Consider the following 15,720-nt stretch of genomic DNA (forward strand, 5'->3'; position numbering starts at 1 on the left):
GTCTGGATGAACTCGGCAAGAAGTGTGCGCGAGAAGCAGCCGGTGAGGCCGCTTGCGTACTTCGCAATCCGCCCGCTGAACTCACGCGCTGCCAGTCGCGAGGCGAAGTTACTTCAGGTGAATGAGGACTGATCCCTCCGATATTTCCGGCGCGGCCGCGCCAGTGTTTCCAGCGTTCTTCGCGATCCAGTCCTTCGCCTTTTGCACGCTTTCATCGATGCCGGCCTTGTCCTGGCAGACAGTAACCGAGAATCCACCATCGCCGCTGCGTGCGAGGGTGTAGCCGACGAAGCCTTTGACCGAACGCAGCAGTTCTTCGACGTCAGCCGCTCTTTTCTCCAGTAGATCGAATAACTCCTTTGCACCCTTTCCGGAATATGTCCTTATTACGGTTTGCATGATTGTCTCCTCCTATTTCATGGACCAACGACACGAGCACGCCGCACAAACCATGTGTGCAGCCTCCTCGAACTGCTCTTTCGGACGGCGTGGAGTGTGCGCAACGAATTGAGAAGGCCACGCACCTGATATCCGCGAGCCTTACCAAGTGTAGTCACTGTGCCGCCACAGTAAACCTGGGAAGCGATGCAAAATCTTGGTGCCTTCACCGAACGTCGGCAATTGGACCGTACTCCGCGCGATCCCTTGCCGGCGGCTGGCTGTATGAAGGGCATATCCCGACCCAATACCGCCGTACAAACCTACGTTATCTCAATGGCAGCTTAATGGGGCTTCGGTCATCCACGCTCCCGTGCTCTATTCGGCGTCCCTGCGACACGACGTTACTTGCCGACCGTGCTGCACGCACTGCAAACCAGCCAGGTCGGCGCCGCGTATCTGGTCGCGCTTGCCGCCCTCCTGCTTTGCGGCTGGATCGTGCGTCGACCGGAAGGCAAGATGCCGTGCGTGCGAGATGCCGTCGTGAGCGGCATGTTGCATGCCTCCGTAAAGGCCAGAACGGGAGCCCTGGCCCCGGCAGAACCGATCGAATCCATAACCCTTCGCCTTCGCGCTAACACGCCACGCTCTGGACGAACGGCCTTCTTCGACAAACTATCAGATCTTGCTAAGCAGGATCTGGCGTACCTCCTCAAAAGGTTTGCGCATCATCTCTTCATCGACTTCGACCTCGTGGTGCTTGTGGTTTGGGTGCGGCAATGCATGGACATGGAGCGTGTTTTCCCCGTCTTGGACCGTGCCGGAACGTACCGCGCCAAGAAATTTACCCGCTGTGTCTGTGACGACCGTCATCTTGTGCGTCATGATATTCCCTGCCTTTCATAGTGATCTGGGCAACGGCTTGAACGCTCGTGCTCAGAAGTGAATGTTGGAAGAGCGAGTATGGGTACACTCAGGTTTGCCCGCCCCCGTGAAGGCCGAAACGGCAGCCGCGGCCGTCGCAGTGCAAATCGAATGCGTAGGAAAACAAGCCGTCATCTCCAAAACCGATTCGAGCGTTAGTCGTTGTAAGCGTATTGCCGGCGTCTTGTGGCTCGCCTTCCGCCCACTGCGAACCAAAATTTTGCCCGCCATTGATCAGAAATCCGACTCCGATCGTGGCGCCGTTTTCAATGACGCCCCAGTTATCGACGTTGTAAGCCATTTCCAACTCCTTCCGCTGTTGAGGATGCACTTGTCGCGCCGGATTTGACGTGACTCTTTCAAAACGATCTGGGCAACAAGAATTTAGAACAAAGGAGCGGTTGTAGAAATGATCCGTGTAGTTGTGCGCAAGGGCAGCGTAGGCTGCTCCGTCAAATAGTGAGCTATTTAAAATAGACGACTCACTGCCGCGCTGGCTGGGGGCGCATGCCGATCGCGACTGATATACGGGTGCAGAGGAGGCTCCTTGCCAGTGCTCTTTGATCTGCCCGCGCCGACCGTACGAGCTTACGCACGTGAAGCAGTGATCGCCGAAAAATCCCGGGCGATGGTTGCGCTGGAGTCGCCAACAGCAGGATTAAGGACTTTTACGACAACTGGCTGCGCTCGCGAAAGGCCGCAAACGCGCATGATGCGGCGAGCGCAATTGGCGGCCGAAGGTCCGCTGCTTGGGTCGAGCCGACGTTCGAATGTCCGGCCCAGAGCGCGGTCGAACGGCCGGAGATAGCCGAAAGCCGCCCAAAAGAAATATCGGCAAGTCAACCCTTCTTTCGTCTTTCGATTTCTTGTTTCACACGTTCGATTTCAAGCCGTTTAGCTTCCTTTGTTCCCCATCGTGGCGCTGTGTTCTGGGTGGCTTCGGCGGCTGCACGAATGCGTGCTTTGGCAGCAAGTTGATTGGCTCTGCGTTCGTCCAGCTCCCTTATTTTGGCCGCTTGCCGCTCGGCGAAGCGTTCAGCCGCGATGGGTGTGGTTCGTTCAGGTAGTCCGGCAAGGACCACAAGCTTGTCGATATTGTCCCAGGTGCTGATCCAGCCGTCGTTGTAGGCAAACTCGCTAATCAACGGGAGGTTGAGTGCCGTGTAGATCGGGACCCAGTTTTCTTCTTCGCCCTGGCGGCGACGCACAGCGAGTTTGGGATTGAACTGGTAGCGCCCGGTGGATACGCGCAGAAACAGGGATCTATTGTAGGCATAGTCTCTGTCGATTTCGTTCCTCGCCAGCACGCCAGAAAGATGCTGGCGCTTGTTGCGCTCCGGCCGCGCGATGTTAGCGGGTAAGTGTTGCCAGGCATCGAGGATGATTTGGGTCTGGAACGCGCTGTCTGCATTGCCTCGTATCTTGCTGAATCGGGCTTTGAACAATACCCACAAGGTCTGAAACAGAAAGTATTCAGACAGATGCCGGTCGATGCGGACCAGGCGATCACCCGCTCTGACATCAATGCAGGGCGGAGCCAGGCATTCATAGATTGCCGCCAGCGGGCCAGCAGCGAACGTTGCATCGCCAAATGCCTGACGCAAAGCCCAGTGCAGGGCATTGTGACCATAGTGATCGACGGCATCGCGGTCGGCACCGCGCTCCAGCAGGGCTTCCACCAGCGCCACATTTCCTGCAGCAGCTGCGGCCATCAGCGGCGTCTGGTTCATTGGCAGACGATGATCGACGCCATGCTGGTCACACTGCCTGAGGATGTCCTTGAAGCGGTTGGCGAAGAAAGGGACGTAGCTCTTGCGGGCGAACACCGCGCGCTGCTGATCAAAGGTTCGTGCCTGCTCGAATTTCGCCTCGACTGCCAGCCACTCGGCGAGCTGCGGTTCATCGAAGCAGGTGGCATAGTCAAAAAGTTGCTGCTTGCCCTTGTTGCCCGGAGACTGCTCGCGGAAGACCTTGATCAGCAGTTCCCTGACTTTGGCCTCATCGAACACCGGCCACGGCACCGGGACCTGCTTCAAGATGGTGCGGCGGATGGCCTCCGCCTGCTCCTGCTTGCCCTGCAGTTCAAGTTTGCGTGCTTCCTTCTGCCAGTCTTCGAGCGTGGATTGCCTGGCCTCGATCCTGGTCTGGCCGACGATCAGATCCAGCAACCCGAACAGATCATGCCCTGTGTCCGACTCGATCATGTAGATGTTCTTGATGGCGCGCGTCAGCGCTACATACAGGGCATTGACGAAGAATTTATAGACTTCGAGCGACTTGTCACTCTTGTCTTTAGCGCGTTTGTAATCCAGTGTCTCGACCGCCAGATCGGTCTTGGCGATGCCCTCGACAATGTCGTTGAACTCGCCCCGGTGATCCGAGATGAAACGGTAGAGCACGATGTTCTCGTATTCGAGACCCTTGGCTTCGTGGATCGAGAACAACAGCGGCGTGGCAAAGTGTTTGCGGGCGTCGGCCTTGTCCTCATCGCGCATTACCAGGACGGCGAACTGGGCGGATTGGCGAATCTTCTGGTCCAGTTCGCGCTTGGTGGCGTCCTTGTCGGGTATCAGCGTCACTTGGCCGGTCTCGCCGCCGACGGCCTGGACCAGGAAGTTGCTCTCCCGGTCGATGGAGCCGAAGCGCCGCTGCTTGATCTTGAGCAACTGATTGGCGACGCGAGTGGCCTCCAGGCCGTTGCGAAAGTTGGCCATTAGCACGCGTAATTCCTGCCGCTCGGCCAGTTTCGGGTCCTTCCAGAACAGGCTCTTGACTTGGCTCCAGGAAAAAAAATTGGGATGGACAATCTGGTTGGAATCCCCGCAGAGCATGAAATGGCCAGGCCTCTTCATGGTTTTCAGCACGAGCGCGAGTTGCACGGTGGTGATGTCCTGCACCTCGTCAATAACCACGAAGTCGTAGCGCGGCGCAGCCAGCGCTTGCCAGTCCTGGGCGACCAGATTCAGGTCGTAAAGCTTTGCTTCGGCCAGCCAGGCGCGATACTTCTCAAACAGATTGTAGAGTTGGTCGCGCCGTTCTACGGGAAAGATCGATTGACGCACCCCCAGTGCTTGATACTCGTCGCGCGACAGGACACCGCCCGACCCGGCGGCAATCACGCCGCGAATCTCCTCGAAAGCCTGGTGGGCATCGACATCCTTGAAGTTCTGCCGTATACGCGAGTACCAGCCCGCAAAGTCGCGCCAGCTAGCCTCGCGTCCTGCCGGAACGCGGATCGACTCGACAAACTCCCGGTAGGACAGAAATACGGCATCCTGACCGCCATGCTCGAAACCGTTGGCGTAATAAAGGTCGCGGGCGCTCTGCGCCAGGAAGGCGGAGTGAGTGACGTAGAGGACCTCACCTTCGGCATGCTTGAGCTTTTCAAGCGTCAGTGCGGTCTTGCCGCTGCCAGCGCTGCCGACGACAACCAAGGGAGGTGGCTGTCGGTAAATGGTCTCCTGCGTGTCATCAAACGAGATCGGTTTGTCGAGCAGGTGAATGCCGGTACGCTCGGGATGAAGGTAGCGTAGAGCTTGCGCCTCCCTGATGGCGTCATCAGCGCTGATGTCTGGAATTTTGCTCTCGTCAATCGCCGCGCCGCGCAGGAAACGTGACTTATCGTAGGCGTGATTGGCGATCACTTCCAGCATCAGTGCGCAGACTTCATCCCCGTGGCGCACCAGCGAGAACAACAGCCGGTCGGCGTCATCCAGCTTCGCCCGGTAGAACTTGCCGTGACTCAGATTGGCGAGCTTCTTGACTTGGGCAGCCCGGAAGTCGTGGCGGGCGATGGCCGCGGACACCTTGTCGTAGCTGGCCTTGACGCGTGAGGTGTCGAGGCCTGTGTATTCGAGAATCTTCATGAGGCGATGAGGACAAGTGCAAGAGCAAGAATTCTCTCATGACCGTCTGGCCTGCCAGCCTCTATAGCAAGTTTTCCGGTCATTCCTGAACGGCAGTTATCCGCCGACCTGAACTGGACGCCCTAGAGTATTTCCTCATGCTGAATGACGGGTTCTTGCCGCCTGCTGCCCGACCCGCGGCCGTAGCCGACCCCAAACCGCCCTTCAGCTCGCCCAAAAGCAGCCATTCCAGGTAGAGACTCCAGTAGCATCCCCGAAGCATGAGGAACGATCTGCATTGATTGTTTAGGTGCGCATGAGCGCTTCGACTATTAAAATTTCCAACGTTCTGTTGGCTGCGTCGCGCGCGGCGTTGTGGTGGTTACGCAACCTACCTGTAATGCTCGGGATCGGTGGCGTGCCCGCGATGCAGCGCCGATGGTCCACACCAGCGTAAGCTGCATAACGACATGCAATTGCAGGAGACACGCCATGGAAAACAGAAACAGCAATTCGTCGGCCATCACGGCGAACGCCGTGCCGAGCCGTAGGTTCGTAGCATGGCTGGTTTATGTGTTCGAACAGGTCATGCCTAACCCGTCCGTGCTTTCAATCGGCTTGACGCTGGTGGTCTACCTTCTGGCCACATTCTTCGCGCCGTGTGCATCGCTGCCGACGATGCCCACTGCCTTGCACGGCGGCACGTTCAACATCCCCGGCCTCGCGTTGCAGATGATTCTGATCCTCGCGACCGGCTACGCCATCGCCGATGTGCTGGCCGTGCAGCGCCGGCAACGCGCCCTCGCCGCGCACATCCAGACACCGGCCGCGCCCGTGTTGAGCTGACGGAGATCCCATGTCCATCGAAGAACCCCGCGCGCCGGGCGAGCTCAATCCAGAGTTCTACCGTAGGCAGGCCGACGTCTGTCGCACGGCGGGCGACGAACTCGCCGCGCTCGCAAATCTGATCGCCGCTCGAATGCTCGACGCTTTCGCCGCGCAACCGTCCGTCGCACAAACGCGCAATCTGTGTGACGTCGCCACCGGCTATTTCATGAAAGGCGACTACGAGGCCGCTGCGCATTGGTATCGTCTCGTGCTCGATATCAATCCCGATACCGCCGTCGCTTGGTTGAACCTGGCGGCGATCCACGCCGAACAGGACGACGAACACGAGGCCGCGGCATGCCGCGAGCGCGCGTACAAGTCTCAGCGCGTGTTCATCGAACAGACGGGCGGCGAGACGCGCCGCGTGTTGATTCTTTGTAGCGGCAGCGGCACCGGCAACGTGCCGTTCGCAGCGTTGCTGCCCGGTACGGTCAATTGCCGCATTAAATACGCAATCGATCACGCCCTCGACGAAGAAGACGCTAATCTTCCGCCATTCGACATCGTGTTCAACGCGCTCGGCGATCCGGACATCGCGGAGCTGATTGCCAAGCGCCTCGCTCGGTTCGAGTCGCGCTCATCGCGGCCCGTGCTCAACCGCTCGGCCGTAGTGGCGCGCACGCGGCGGCATTGGCTGCCCGAATTGCTGCGTGGCCTGACCGACGTGGTAAGCGCGCATTGCGTGCTCGGCATCGCACCGACTGGCGCCGAAGAACCGCTCGCGCGCCGCGTCGCCGATAACGGGCTGACGTTTCCACTGTTGTTGCGGCCGGTCGCCTCGCATGGCGGCGATGGCCTAGTGCGCTGCGACGACCCCGACACACTTAACGCTCATTTACGCGTAATGGACGGCGCGCATTACCTGAGCGCGTTCCACAATACACGCGACGCGGATGGGTTTTATCGTAAGTACCGGATGATCTTTATCGACGGCGAGCCGTTCGCGTATCATCTCGCGATCTCGCCACACTGGATGGTCCACTACTTCTCGGCGGATATGGAGGCGCAGGCGTGGAAGCTCGATGAAGAGCGCCGGTTTCTCGCCGATCCGCGTGGCGCGATCGGCGACCGCGCTTTACGTGCCATCGCGAACATCGGCCAACGGCTCGCGCTCGATTACGCCGGCATCGACTTCACGATCTTGCCGGACGGCCGCGTGTTCGTCTTCGAAGCCAATGCAACGATGCTGGTGCATTACGAACGCGACGACGGTCCGCTGAAACACAAGAACGGTCACGTACAACGCATCGTGGACGCTTTCGAGCAGATGATGATTCGCCGATCCCTCTCTCATGCAGGCCCGCGTGATTTACGTCGTCACACAGAGTCGACATGATCGGGCACCGCACCACCTTGGCCACCGTGGCAGCCCCGTCGGGCCTGCTCGCCGAACTACAATGCTGCGAGTTGCGCATAGAGCGGCAAACTGACGGGCAGTTCGGCCTACTATCCCGTCAAAGCATACGAGTCGGTGCAACGAAGATTGGCGTCTGTTCCAATGCCGGATCAACCGGCCGCCCTTCAATATGCAAGTTGCACGACGCGGGACACAAGAGATTATCGAGCGGTCTCAAGTTGGCCGATCGAATATACGACCTGTCAAACTGACACCGAAAACATTGGCAATGGGTGCGTTCAGCAACCACCTCCTTAAGCCTATATCCGCCCGGTAACCCGTTGCAATTTTGTTGCTGCCGCGTTGGATTCACAGATTGTCAACGATCGCGACACCGATGGCGAATGGCCGATACTGGCCGGGTGCCGCCTCATGCGATTGGCATATTCGCTTTGGCCTTGCATGACTACGACCGGCAGCACGCGACACGATTCCGACGTTGCTCCAATGGCCGTTGTCACGCTATGAGCATCGGCCAAAGCGTTCGCTCGAGTATCAACGGTCAGTTCGTCCCACTCGTGTAGACTGCGCGGTTGTCCCAACAGATCGACCACCTCGACCCGGCTCTTCCTCTTGGGTCCGGCGTGTGTCAATGCCCGCGTTCGACGCGCCCCCGACAACGCTTGATGGTTTTGACCAGCAGACCCGAGCGAGTACTCGATCGAGCCGCCAGCGGAAGAACAAATAAAACGGATGCATTTCTGGAACATCCCCTGATTGAAGCGGAAATCGAATTGCTGGTTGATTGCCTGATCGGCGACGCCGCGCCGGACGAGGCAATCGATGTCGCGTCGAATTCCCGATCCAGCGAATTCGACATCGCGACACGCGCGCTCGCCGTCGACGGCTGGTGTGTCGTGTCGAACTTTTTGTCACAGAGCCAGACGCAGGCCTTATCGACCGAATGCATGGCCATGCACGACGCGCAGCTGCTGACACCAGCCCGTGTGGGGGCCAATCGCGCTGCCACACTTTTGCGCGGCGATAGCACGCACTGGTTCCAACCCGACGCGCTGAGCACGCGGCAGCAGGCGTTCGCCGATCGCATCGACGCGCTACGGAACGCGCTCAACCGCGACCTGTTTCTCGGTCTGGTCGATAGCGAATCACACTACGCGGTATATCCGCCAGGTGCCGGATACGCACGCCACCTCGACTGCCTGCGTAACAGCGACAGCCGCGTGATTTCCGCTGTGTTCTACCTCAACGAAGCGTGGCAGGACGCCGAGGGCGGCGCACTGCGGCTATACCTTGCCGATCAGTCTTATCACGACGTCTTTCCGCGCGCCGGAACGCTGCTCTTGTTTCTCTCGGCGGAGTTTGAACACGAGGTGCTGCCCGCCACGCGCGACCGCATGAGCATTGCATGCTGGATGAGGCAGCGGGTGTAAGCCGAACCGCGTGCGCATCTGTGGTTAACGTCCAGGATCGCGCCCTTTCGGAGCAGATTGACAATCAATTGCCGGATTTCGTTAGTGTCCAGTTCGGCATGGTGCCGATGGCATACGCGCGAAGCCAACGCCGAGTCACGACAATGTGGCCGAGCTCGGAAGCTCAATCAAGCCGTGAGCCCTCCTTTCGCCCCCGTCACGCTGGGTGCAGCAGACGCGGGAACAGAGTCCCCAAAAAGTAGCTCAGTGTTGGAGATTTTCCTCGGAATCAGAGATGGCCTCACTCGTTCGGACAGTCTTCTGAGATTTTTAAGTGGAACGTCCGGGGCAGTCATGCTGCCAATTTGATCGCAGGCAGCGTCGCGAAGTATGCCTCATCCGGCGTGCGGTCTTCCAGACTCGAATGAGGTCGTCTCTGGTTGTACAGATTGATGTAGTCGCCGATTGAGCGCCGGGCGTGGCCGACCGATTCATAGGCTTTCAGATACACCTCTTCATATTTCACGCTGCGCCACACGCGTTCGACGAACACGTTGTCGCGCCAGGCGCCTTTGCCATCCATGGACAGGCGGATGCCCCTGCCGAGCACGGCCCCGGTGAACACTGTCGCGGTGAACTGGCTGCCCTGGTCGGTATTGACGATCTCAGGTTGCCCGTACTTTGCGAACGCTTCTTCCAACGCCTCGACAGCGTGCATCGCCTCCATCGTGATCGCTACGCGGTGGGCCAGTACCTTCCTGCTGGCCCAGTCCACCACGGCGGTCAGATACACGAAGCCGCGCGCCATCGGGATATAACTGGTATCCAGTGCCCAGACCTGGTTTGCCCGATTGATCGTCATGCCCCGCAGCAGATACGGCCAGATCTTGTGCTGAGCATTGCGTCGGCTCGTGTTCGGCTTGCAGTACAGCGCCTCGATACCCATGCGCTTCATCAGCGTGCGCACGCGCCTGCGGCCAATCTCGTGTGCCTCGCGACGCAGCAGTCGCGCCAGCATCCGCGCTCCGGCAAACGGAAACTCCATGTGCAGTTCATCGATCCGGCGCATCAGCAACAGGTCTGCCTCGCTCACCGGTTGCGCCCGGTAATACACGCTCGATCTTGCGATACCAACGAGTCGCGCCTGCTGCGAGACCGGCAATGCGTGTGTACGATCGATCATCGCTTTGCGCTCAGCAATCCCGCCTTGTTGAGCGCGCCGCTTAAAAAATCGTTCTCCAGCGTGAGCTGGCCGATCTTCGCATGTAGCTCCTTCAAATCGACTTGCGGCTCGCTCGACGCCGTGCCGCCTGCGCCATACACGTCGGCGGCACGTTCCTGCAACTGCCGCTTCCATTCGGTGATCTGGTTCGGGTGCACATCGAACTGCTGCGCCAGTTCGGCTAGCGTCCGCTCACCCTTGACCGCCGCCATCGCCACTTTCGCTTTGAACGCGGCTGAGTGCGTCCGTCGGGTTCTCTTCGTCATCTTCCTGGTTCCTTTGTCGGCATTATCGCCGGCTCAGGCCCCGAGCGTTCCACTTATCCGACTGTCCGAATTTGCGCGGCCATCTCTATCTTCCCAGTACCGAAGCGGATCGCGATATTGTGGATAGTGTAAGTTGAGCCACGCCGACAGTCTGGCCCAGTCGGGATGGTTGGTACCGGTTTGGGCAGACCATATTGACGATCTTTCAAGAACCTGACCGTTCACGCGATCACGGACAACCAGGCTGCCCAGTCCGCTTGAACTGTTCGTCTGTGACTCAACCAGATACCGCGGCAGAATCCTGAGCTCAGCGTCCTCGGCCCACCCGTATAAGGCGCGGACCACGCCGGAGGGATCTCGCAACTCTATGGGTCCGCTTTCCGGGCGAACGGCTGTCCAACCTTCAGGAAACTCAGTGACAACCTCGTTTTTACCTTCCCTTATCCACTTCGCGTGCCATGCTTTCGCCATCGCCTCGCGTACGTGAGCCACCGACTCGTAGCCAGTAGGCAGCTCGATCGCCATCGGAAGAGTAATGAGGTTGTCCTTCCAGAGTTTGGTTTCGTTGTCGACGCGCTCGACTACGTCGAACGCCCCGGCTTCGAATGGGTTCTCGGGCCGGCCGCTTACTTTCACGTTCCCGCTGGGCAGGCCTTCGAAAAGGCGCTCAGCATCGTGGCGGGTGAGTTTGGTCTTTCCTCTCTTCATGGTCTCACTACAGCAAGGTTGTCTCACTAACATGGAGGCTCTGACGTCCAAAGTCGGGCGCCACGTCCTCTCGCGTGCGCGAAGATGCGCGCAATTCTATTCTGCGCCATTTGCCTGTTACCGGCTCGCGCGGCGGCAATGGCGCGGCTTATGCCGCCGCTCCTGCCGCCGGACATCAGACGGGTCGATCCTCGCAAAGGATCAGAGGATGAGCGGACGGGCGATTATCGACTTCTCGCGAAGTCTCCTTCTACCACAGCGGTTATCGAATGGAAGGAGGTGGCAGAATCCGGGCAACTGAACTGCCGTACACGACCCAAGTCAGCCGTTGGTAGCCACAATGCTGCAATGGCCGCTTTCGAAAGCGGCCTTAACGCAGCGCTTGGTTGACCGGCGGCTGGGTCGACCTTCGCCTGTCGGCGAGCCGACGAGCCACCGTTCAGCAGTTGATAACACCGGCGAATGTGATTGACGTGTAGAACGGTCTCCAGGCATGGGGCGCTAAAATTGTACGTAGCATTGGTCCGTTCCGTGAAACCGATTGCCCCATCCCGATCTATCAACGGCAGGCAACCATGAACACTCACTACGCGTGTTTCGTTCGTCCGGCGCTGGCTGCAATTTGCGTGGCTTCCCTCGCAACGCTCGCCGCTTGCGGCGGAAACGCCTGTATCGGCCTCGACAGTTGCGGTGGCGGAAACGTGACGCCAACCGTCGCTATATCCGGCACGGCCGCCACCGGTAGTGCGGTCGCCAGCGCGACGGTCAGCTTCAGTTGTGTGCAGGGCTCGGGCTCCACCCTGTCCGACGGCGGTGGACACTACGCGATTACGTTCAATGCCACGCCTCCCTGCATCCTCACCGTGACCTCTGGTGGCATTGGCCTGCATTCGGTGGCATTGGCCGGCGGCACCTTCAATACGACGCCAGAGACCGAACTGATGTTTGTCGACATCGCTTCGCAACTCGGCACGAGCGAGAGCGGTCTGATAGCGGGCTTCCCGACCAACTCACAGTTCCAGGAGGTGCTGGCAAACCAGGCCGACGTGCAGGCTGCGCAATCGGCAGTCGTCACGAATCTACAGCAGCGCTATGCGGTCACGCTGACGGCACCGGCGTTTCTAACAACATCCTTTACAGTTGACCAAATAGGTGTCGACAGCGACCTGAGCGCGCTAGCGGCAGCAGGGGCTCTCGACGCCAATGGCATGCCCGATCAGGCCGCCGTCTCGCTGCTGTCCGCGGCGGGTCTCGCCCATCCGCTTACAGCGACGTCCGCACCTTCTTCCGGCACTGGCAGTACTGGCAGCAACAGCGGAATGATGTGACGTGCGGCGAGCCCGGGGCCATCGAGTCAGCCCCGGTGCCACAAGAGGTTGCGCTCGTCTACTTGGAAGAACACCACCCATCTTCCTGCTGCGCAGCGTGGGCAATGAGCATCGTGGACTGGAGTCGGCCATCTACGGTCCTCCGCAATTCATTGGCGAATGTCTGCTCAAGAGTTGCCGAGCCGCCGTTTGATCCCGTAATGGAAGCCACTCCTCAGCCCTGGCTGACTCTCTGGTTGAGACGAAGCTCAGGATTTCGCAATGCCCGTTCCACGGCTGACAAACGGGCGTCGATAAGCCAATCGTCTTGGAGATGAAGGTGCGGCTTATCCGGCCAATTTGTACGAATCCTTGCCACTGCTAAGGCTTTGGCGTGCCGATCTATCGTCTGCTACGGCCGGAAGCCCCCCTAGCCGTGCCACCCGTAGCTGCCGGTCAAATTAATGCGGCTCCATCCAGGCGACGGTACATGCGATGGGCAGGCTCCGGGCGGTTAAATTAGAACTTGACACATGAATACGCACGACTGTATTGTATGGGAATACGTACGACTGTATTCCTATTATGAGCAAACCATCATTTCGCGAAGACATTCTCGCTGCCGGCCTCCAGGTGATGCTTCGGTCGGGATACGAAGGGGCGAGTGTGCGCGATATCTGCGCAGCGGCAGGTGCTCCGCACGGCTCCTTCACCAATCACTTCCGCTCCAAGGAGGCTTTTGCGGAGGAAGTGCTGGACCGCTATTTTGCTCACACCAAGGGATTAGTCAAAGAGGCTTTGAACGACAAGTCACTTACTCCCCGGCAGCGACTGAAGCGGTATCTGGACATCATCAGCCGCGTGCTGGCAGACGACAAATGGAATCGCGGTTGCCTGATCGGCGATTTCAGTCTTGAGACCGCCTCTCAAAGCGAGCTCTTGCGCGAAAGGCTCGAGGCGATATTCCAAGAATGGCGTGCTCCATTTGCCTCGTGCATCGCCGAGGCTCAAGCCGCCGGCGAAATCGATTCAACGTTCGATCCGGTGGATCTCGCCGAATTTCTCCTGGCTTCCTGGGAAGGCGCAATTCTTCGCATGAAGGTGGAACGCGGCCCTGCCGCCCTCGATCGCTTCAAGAACATCGTTTTCCAAACCATATTCAAGGAGCAGAAATGATCGTCCTTTCTGACGTTGTATTGCCGCGAGTGAATGTGCTGGGTTCCACCATGGCCTATCGGGAAGCGGGAAATCCCGAAGCACCGGTCGCGCTTTTTCTGCACGGAAACCCAACGTCGTCGTACATATGGCGGAACATCATTCCCCTGGTCTCACCCGTGGCGCACTGCATCGCGCCGGATCTCATCGGGTTTGGTCAATCGGGAAAACCGGACATTGCGTATCGGTTTGCCGATCATGTTCGATACCTGGATGCGTTCCTCGATAACGCTGGAATCTCGTCAACATTTGTCATAGCGCAGGACTGGGGAACCGCACTGGCATTTCACCTGGCTGCCCGAAGGTCGGAGTTTATCCGTGGGCTTGCTTTTATGGAGTTCACCTGGCCAATGCCTACCTGGGAGGATTTTCACGCGGATGCACGCGAAACCTTTCAGAAGTTCAGGATGGTTGGCGTGGGTGAAAAAATGATTCTTGAAGGAAATGCATTCGTAGAGCAGGTTCTTCCCGCTGCAACCGTACGAAAACTGACGGATGAGGAAATGTCGGTTTACAGAGCACCATTTCCAACTCCCGAGTCGCGTCGACCAACCTGGCGTTTCCCGAATGAACTGCCGATCGCTGGAGAACCGGCGGATGTGTACTTAACCTTGGAGAACGCACATCGTGCTCTAGCACAGTCGTCTTATCCGAAGCTGCTTTTCACTGCAAATCCAGGCTCTCTGGTCTCGCCGACCGTCGCCGATAGTTTTTCTAAGAAACTTAAGGACTGCAGAGTAGTTGAGCTTGGCGCTGGAATGCACTACTTGCAGGAGGATCATCCTGAGGTCATCGGCGCCACTATCAATGAGTGGCTAGTCGGACTGGGAGTAAGCTCCAGCCCAAAACAAAGGCTGACATTATAGGCATTCCTCTGATACTTGGTCGGCGAGCTGGCGCACAGCCGTTCAAACAACAACCGCTAAGCGCCTGAAACTTAGACCGGACAAAGGGATATCAATCTATCAGGCGCCTCGCAACCCTCAACACCCTGTGGTACTCACGAGAGGTTAGCGGCTGCTTCCAAGGTGTCAATGCTTTCGGCATGACGACAAGTCGTCGGCGATTGCCGACGTTCAGGTCTCGCCCTTCATCGGGCAGCTTCAGGTTGCCTTCCTGCCGTTCGAATCTGCACAACCGCGAATGTCGTGTTCACTATCAGCGAATGCGTACTACCGACCCGAAGCTGCCATCGGCCTGGCCGCACCGAGCGCCCGGAAGCGGACGCTCATCCGGTCGAGCAGCGGATGGCTGCCAACCTATTCATCGTGAAGCCCCCGTCTGGTAACGCGTGCGGTCTGTACCGCGTTCAAAGCTGCGACGCCCCCCCGTCAACCGGCAGTTCGGCGCCGTTCGTGAAGGTCGCGTCGAACCCGAGGAAGAGGACGGCCTTGGCGATTTCCTCCGACGTCCCGAAGCGCTTCATTGGAATGATGCCGTTCATCTGCTCCCTAATCTGGGCGGCCGCGTCTTTATCGGGGAAGGACTTGTCGAGGATCGGCGTGTCGATGGGACCGGGCGACACCGCGTTGACGCGAATCTCCCGAGGTAGAAGCTCAGCGGCGAGCACCCGGGCGAATGACCGCAGCGCAGCCTTGGCCGCTCCATATGCGGCGACGCCGGGCATTCCCTTGACGTTGGCGACCGAGGTCGTGAGGACGACTGAGCCTCCCCGATTGATCAGCGGTGCGAGCTTCTGGACCGCGAAAAAGGGGCCCTTGGCGTTCAGGTTGAACATCTCGTCGTAGATAGCCTCGGTCATGCTCTCGAGAGGCGCTCGGAGGGCGAATCCAGCGATGACGAAGAGCAGGTCGAAGGTGTCGAACTCGGCCTTCACCCGAGAGGCGAGGGCGTTGATTTCCGTCAATGAGCGCGCGTCGCTCGAAACCACGATGGCGCCCTTCCCAAGCTCTTGCTGCGCCGAATCCAGACCCGCCTGCGAGCGACCCGTCACCAGAACGCGCGCACTCCCATCGAGGAGCATCTTCACCGTCGCGAGCCCCATGCCGCTCGTGCCGCCGATGATTACAACCTTTTTACCTTCGTACCGTTCCATGCGTTTTCTCCTTGCGACGTCTGGGTCGCTTTGCTGATTTAGAACTGTTTTGTACAAAAATAGGCATGATCATCGCGGCCAAGGACTTTTGAACTAATTATTTCAAAATTCAGTAGGACCCTGTGGATGACCATGTAGCTCCGCA

13 protein-coding genes are annotated in these 15,720 nt (G+C 58.7%); 7 read left to right on the forward strand and 6 right to left on the reverse strand.

Translation table 11 applies throughout. The annotated features are described in order from the left end of the window. Nucleotides 1-108 precede the first annotated feature (108 nt). Nucleotides 109-399, reverse strand: a complete 291-nt coding sequence (locus tag OKW28_RS04740) for a hypothetical protein (protein ID WP_429443994.1) — start codon at nt 397-399, stop codon at nt 109-111. Nucleotides 400-786: 387 nt separating this feature from the next. Between OKW28_RS04740 and OKW28_RS04745 the strand changes: the two genes are divergently transcribed. Then, complete coding sequence (locus OKW28_RS04745; protein WP_429443995.1) at nt 787-1,284, forward strand: hypothetical protein; 498 nt, start codon at nt 787-789, stop codon at nt 1,282-1,284. A 67-nt stretch (nt 1,285-1,351) separates the two neighbouring features. Here OKW28_RS04745 and OKW28_RS04750 read toward each other — a convergent pair whose 3' ends face one another. Beyond that, the gene (locus tag OKW28_RS04750; RefSeq protein WP_429443996.1) at nt 1,352-1,603 is read right to left on the reverse strand and encodes a hypothetical protein; all 252 of its coding nucleotides are present in this window, start codon (nt 1,601-1,603) and stop codon (nt 1,352-1,354) included. Nucleotides 1,604-2,141: 538 nt separating this feature from the next. Continuing rightward, nucleotides 2,142-5,168, reverse strand: coding sequence for an ankyrin repeat domain-containing protein (locus OKW28_RS04755; RefSeq protein WP_429443997.1), 3,027 nt, complete (start codon nt 5,166-5,168; stop codon nt 2,142-2,144). Nucleotides 5,169-5,639: 471 nt separating this feature from the next. Between OKW28_RS04755 and OKW28_RS04760 the strand changes: the two genes are divergently transcribed. The 3 genes from OKW28_RS04760 (at nt 5,640) to OKW28_RS04770 (ending at nt 8,822) form a co-directional block, all read left to right on the forward strand. Beyond that, nucleotides 5,640-5,993, forward strand: coding sequence for a TIGR00366 family protein (locus OKW28_RS04760; RefSeq protein ID WP_429443998.1), 354 nt, complete (start codon nt 5,640-5,642; stop codon nt 5,991-5,993). A gap of 10 nt (nt 5,994-6,003) precedes the next feature. Beyond that, nucleotides 6,004-7,371, forward strand: coding sequence for a hypothetical protein (locus OKW28_RS04765; protein WP_429443999.1), 1,368 nt, complete (start codon nt 6,004-6,006; stop codon nt 7,369-7,371). A 593-nt stretch (nt 7,372-7,964) separates the two neighbouring features. Beyond that, complete coding sequence (locus tag OKW28_RS04770) at nt 7,965-8,822, forward strand: 2OG-Fe(II) oxygenase (RefSeq protein ID WP_429444000.1); 858 nt, start codon at nt 7,965-7,967, stop codon at nt 8,820-8,822. Between the two features lie 331 nt (nt 8,823-9,153). Here the strand turns inward: OKW28_RS04770 and OKW28_RS04775 are convergent. Together OKW28_RS04775 and OKW28_RS04780 are read right to left on the reverse strand one after the other, a co-directional pair. Further along, nucleotides 9,154-10,289 (reverse strand): IS3 family transposase gene (locus OKW28_RS04775; protein WP_429444001.1). Its coding sequence is split into 2 segments (ribosomal slippage): nt 9,154-10,025 and nt 10,025-10,289, totalling 1,137 coding nucleotides; the frame shifts between segments, so codons are not numbered across the junction. A 33-nt stretch (nt 10,290-10,322) separates the two neighbouring features. Next, nucleotides 10,323-10,997 (reverse strand): hypothetical protein, encoded by a 675-nt coding sequence (locus OKW28_RS04780; protein ID WP_429444002.1) that lies wholly within the window; start codon nt 10,995-10,997, stop codon nt 10,323-10,325. 575 nt (nt 10,998-11,572) lie between these two features. Between OKW28_RS04780 and OKW28_RS04785 the strand changes: the two genes are divergently transcribed. From OKW28_RS04785 to OKW28_RS04795, 3 genes are all read left to right on the forward strand, one after another. Further along, on the forward strand, nt 11,573-12,325 hold the full coding sequence (locus tag OKW28_RS04785; protein WP_429444003.1) for a hypothetical protein: 753 nt from the start codon (nt 11,573-11,575) through the stop codon (nt 12,323-12,325). 564 nt (nt 12,326-12,889) lie between these two features. Continuing rightward, nucleotides 12,890-13,480 (forward strand): TetR/AcrR family transcriptional regulator, encoded by a 591-nt coding sequence (locus OKW28_RS04790; RefSeq protein ID WP_184040704.1) that lies wholly within the window; start codon nt 12,890-12,892, stop codon nt 13,478-13,480. Continuing rightward, nucleotides 13,477-14,385: a haloalkane dehalogenase gene (locus tag OKW28_RS04795; protein ID WP_429444004.1), complete on the forward strand. Its 909-nt coding sequence runs from the start codon at nt 13,477-13,479 to the stop codon at nt 14,383-14,385. Before OKW28_RS04790 ends, OKW28_RS04795 begins: the two co-directional genes overlap by 4 nt. Nucleotides 14,386-14,828: 443 nt before the next feature. Here OKW28_RS04795 and OKW28_RS04800 read toward each other — a convergent pair whose 3' ends face one another. After that, nucleotides 14,829-15,575 (reverse strand): SDR family oxidoreductase, encoded by a 747-nt coding sequence (locus OKW28_RS04800; RefSeq protein ID WP_429444005.1) that lies wholly within the window; start codon nt 15,573-15,575, stop codon nt 14,829-14,831. Nucleotides 15,576-15,720: the final 145 nt, after the last annotated feature.

Source organism: Paraburkholderia sp. 40 (genome assembly GCF_050434105.1).
GTDB lineage: Bacteria > Pseudomonadota > Gammaproteobacteria > Burkholderiales > Burkholderiaceae > Paraburkholderia > Paraburkholderia tuberum.

Bases quoted from the DNA above. Each gene is read 5' to 3' on its own strand.
- OKW28_RS04740 (WP_429443994.1), bottom strand. From the start codon at position 399: ATGCAAACCGTAATAAGGACATATTCCGGAAAGGGTGCAAAGGAGTTA.
- OKW28_RS04750 (WP_429443996.1), bottom strand. From the start codon at position 1,603: ATGGCTTACAACGTCGATAACTGGGGCGTCATTGAAAACGGCGCCACG.
- OKW28_RS04755 (WP_429443997.1), bottom strand. From the start codon at position 5,168: ATGAAGATTCTCGAATACACAGGCCTCGACACCTCACGCGTCAAGGCC.
- OKW28_RS04760 (WP_429443998.1), top strand. From the start codon at position 5,640: ATGGAAAACAGAAACAGCAATTCGTCGGCCATCACGGCGAACGCCGTG.
- OKW28_RS04765 (WP_429443999.1), top strand. From the start codon at position 6,004: ATGTCCATCGAAGAACCCCGCGCGCCGGGCGAGCTCAATCCAGAGTTC.
- OKW28_RS04780 (WP_429444002.1), bottom strand. From the start codon at position 10,997: ATGAAGAGAGGAAAGACCAAACTCACCCGCCACGATGCTGAGCGCCTT.
- OKW28_RS04785 (WP_429444003.1), top strand. From the start codon at position 11,573: ATGAACACTCACTACGCGTGTTTCGTTCGTCCGGCGCTGGCTGCAATT.
- OKW28_RS04790 (WP_184040704.1), top strand. From the start codon at position 12,890: ATGAGCAAACCATCATTTCGCGAAGACATTCTCGCTGCCGGCCTCCAG.
- OKW28_RS04795 (WP_429444004.1), top strand. From the start codon at position 13,477: ATGATCGTCCTTTCTGACGTTGTATTGCCGCGAGTGAATGTGCTGGGT.
- OKW28_RS04800 (WP_429444005.1), bottom strand. From the start codon at position 15,575: ATGGAACGGTACGAAGGTAAAAAGGTTGTAATCATCGGCGGCACGAGC.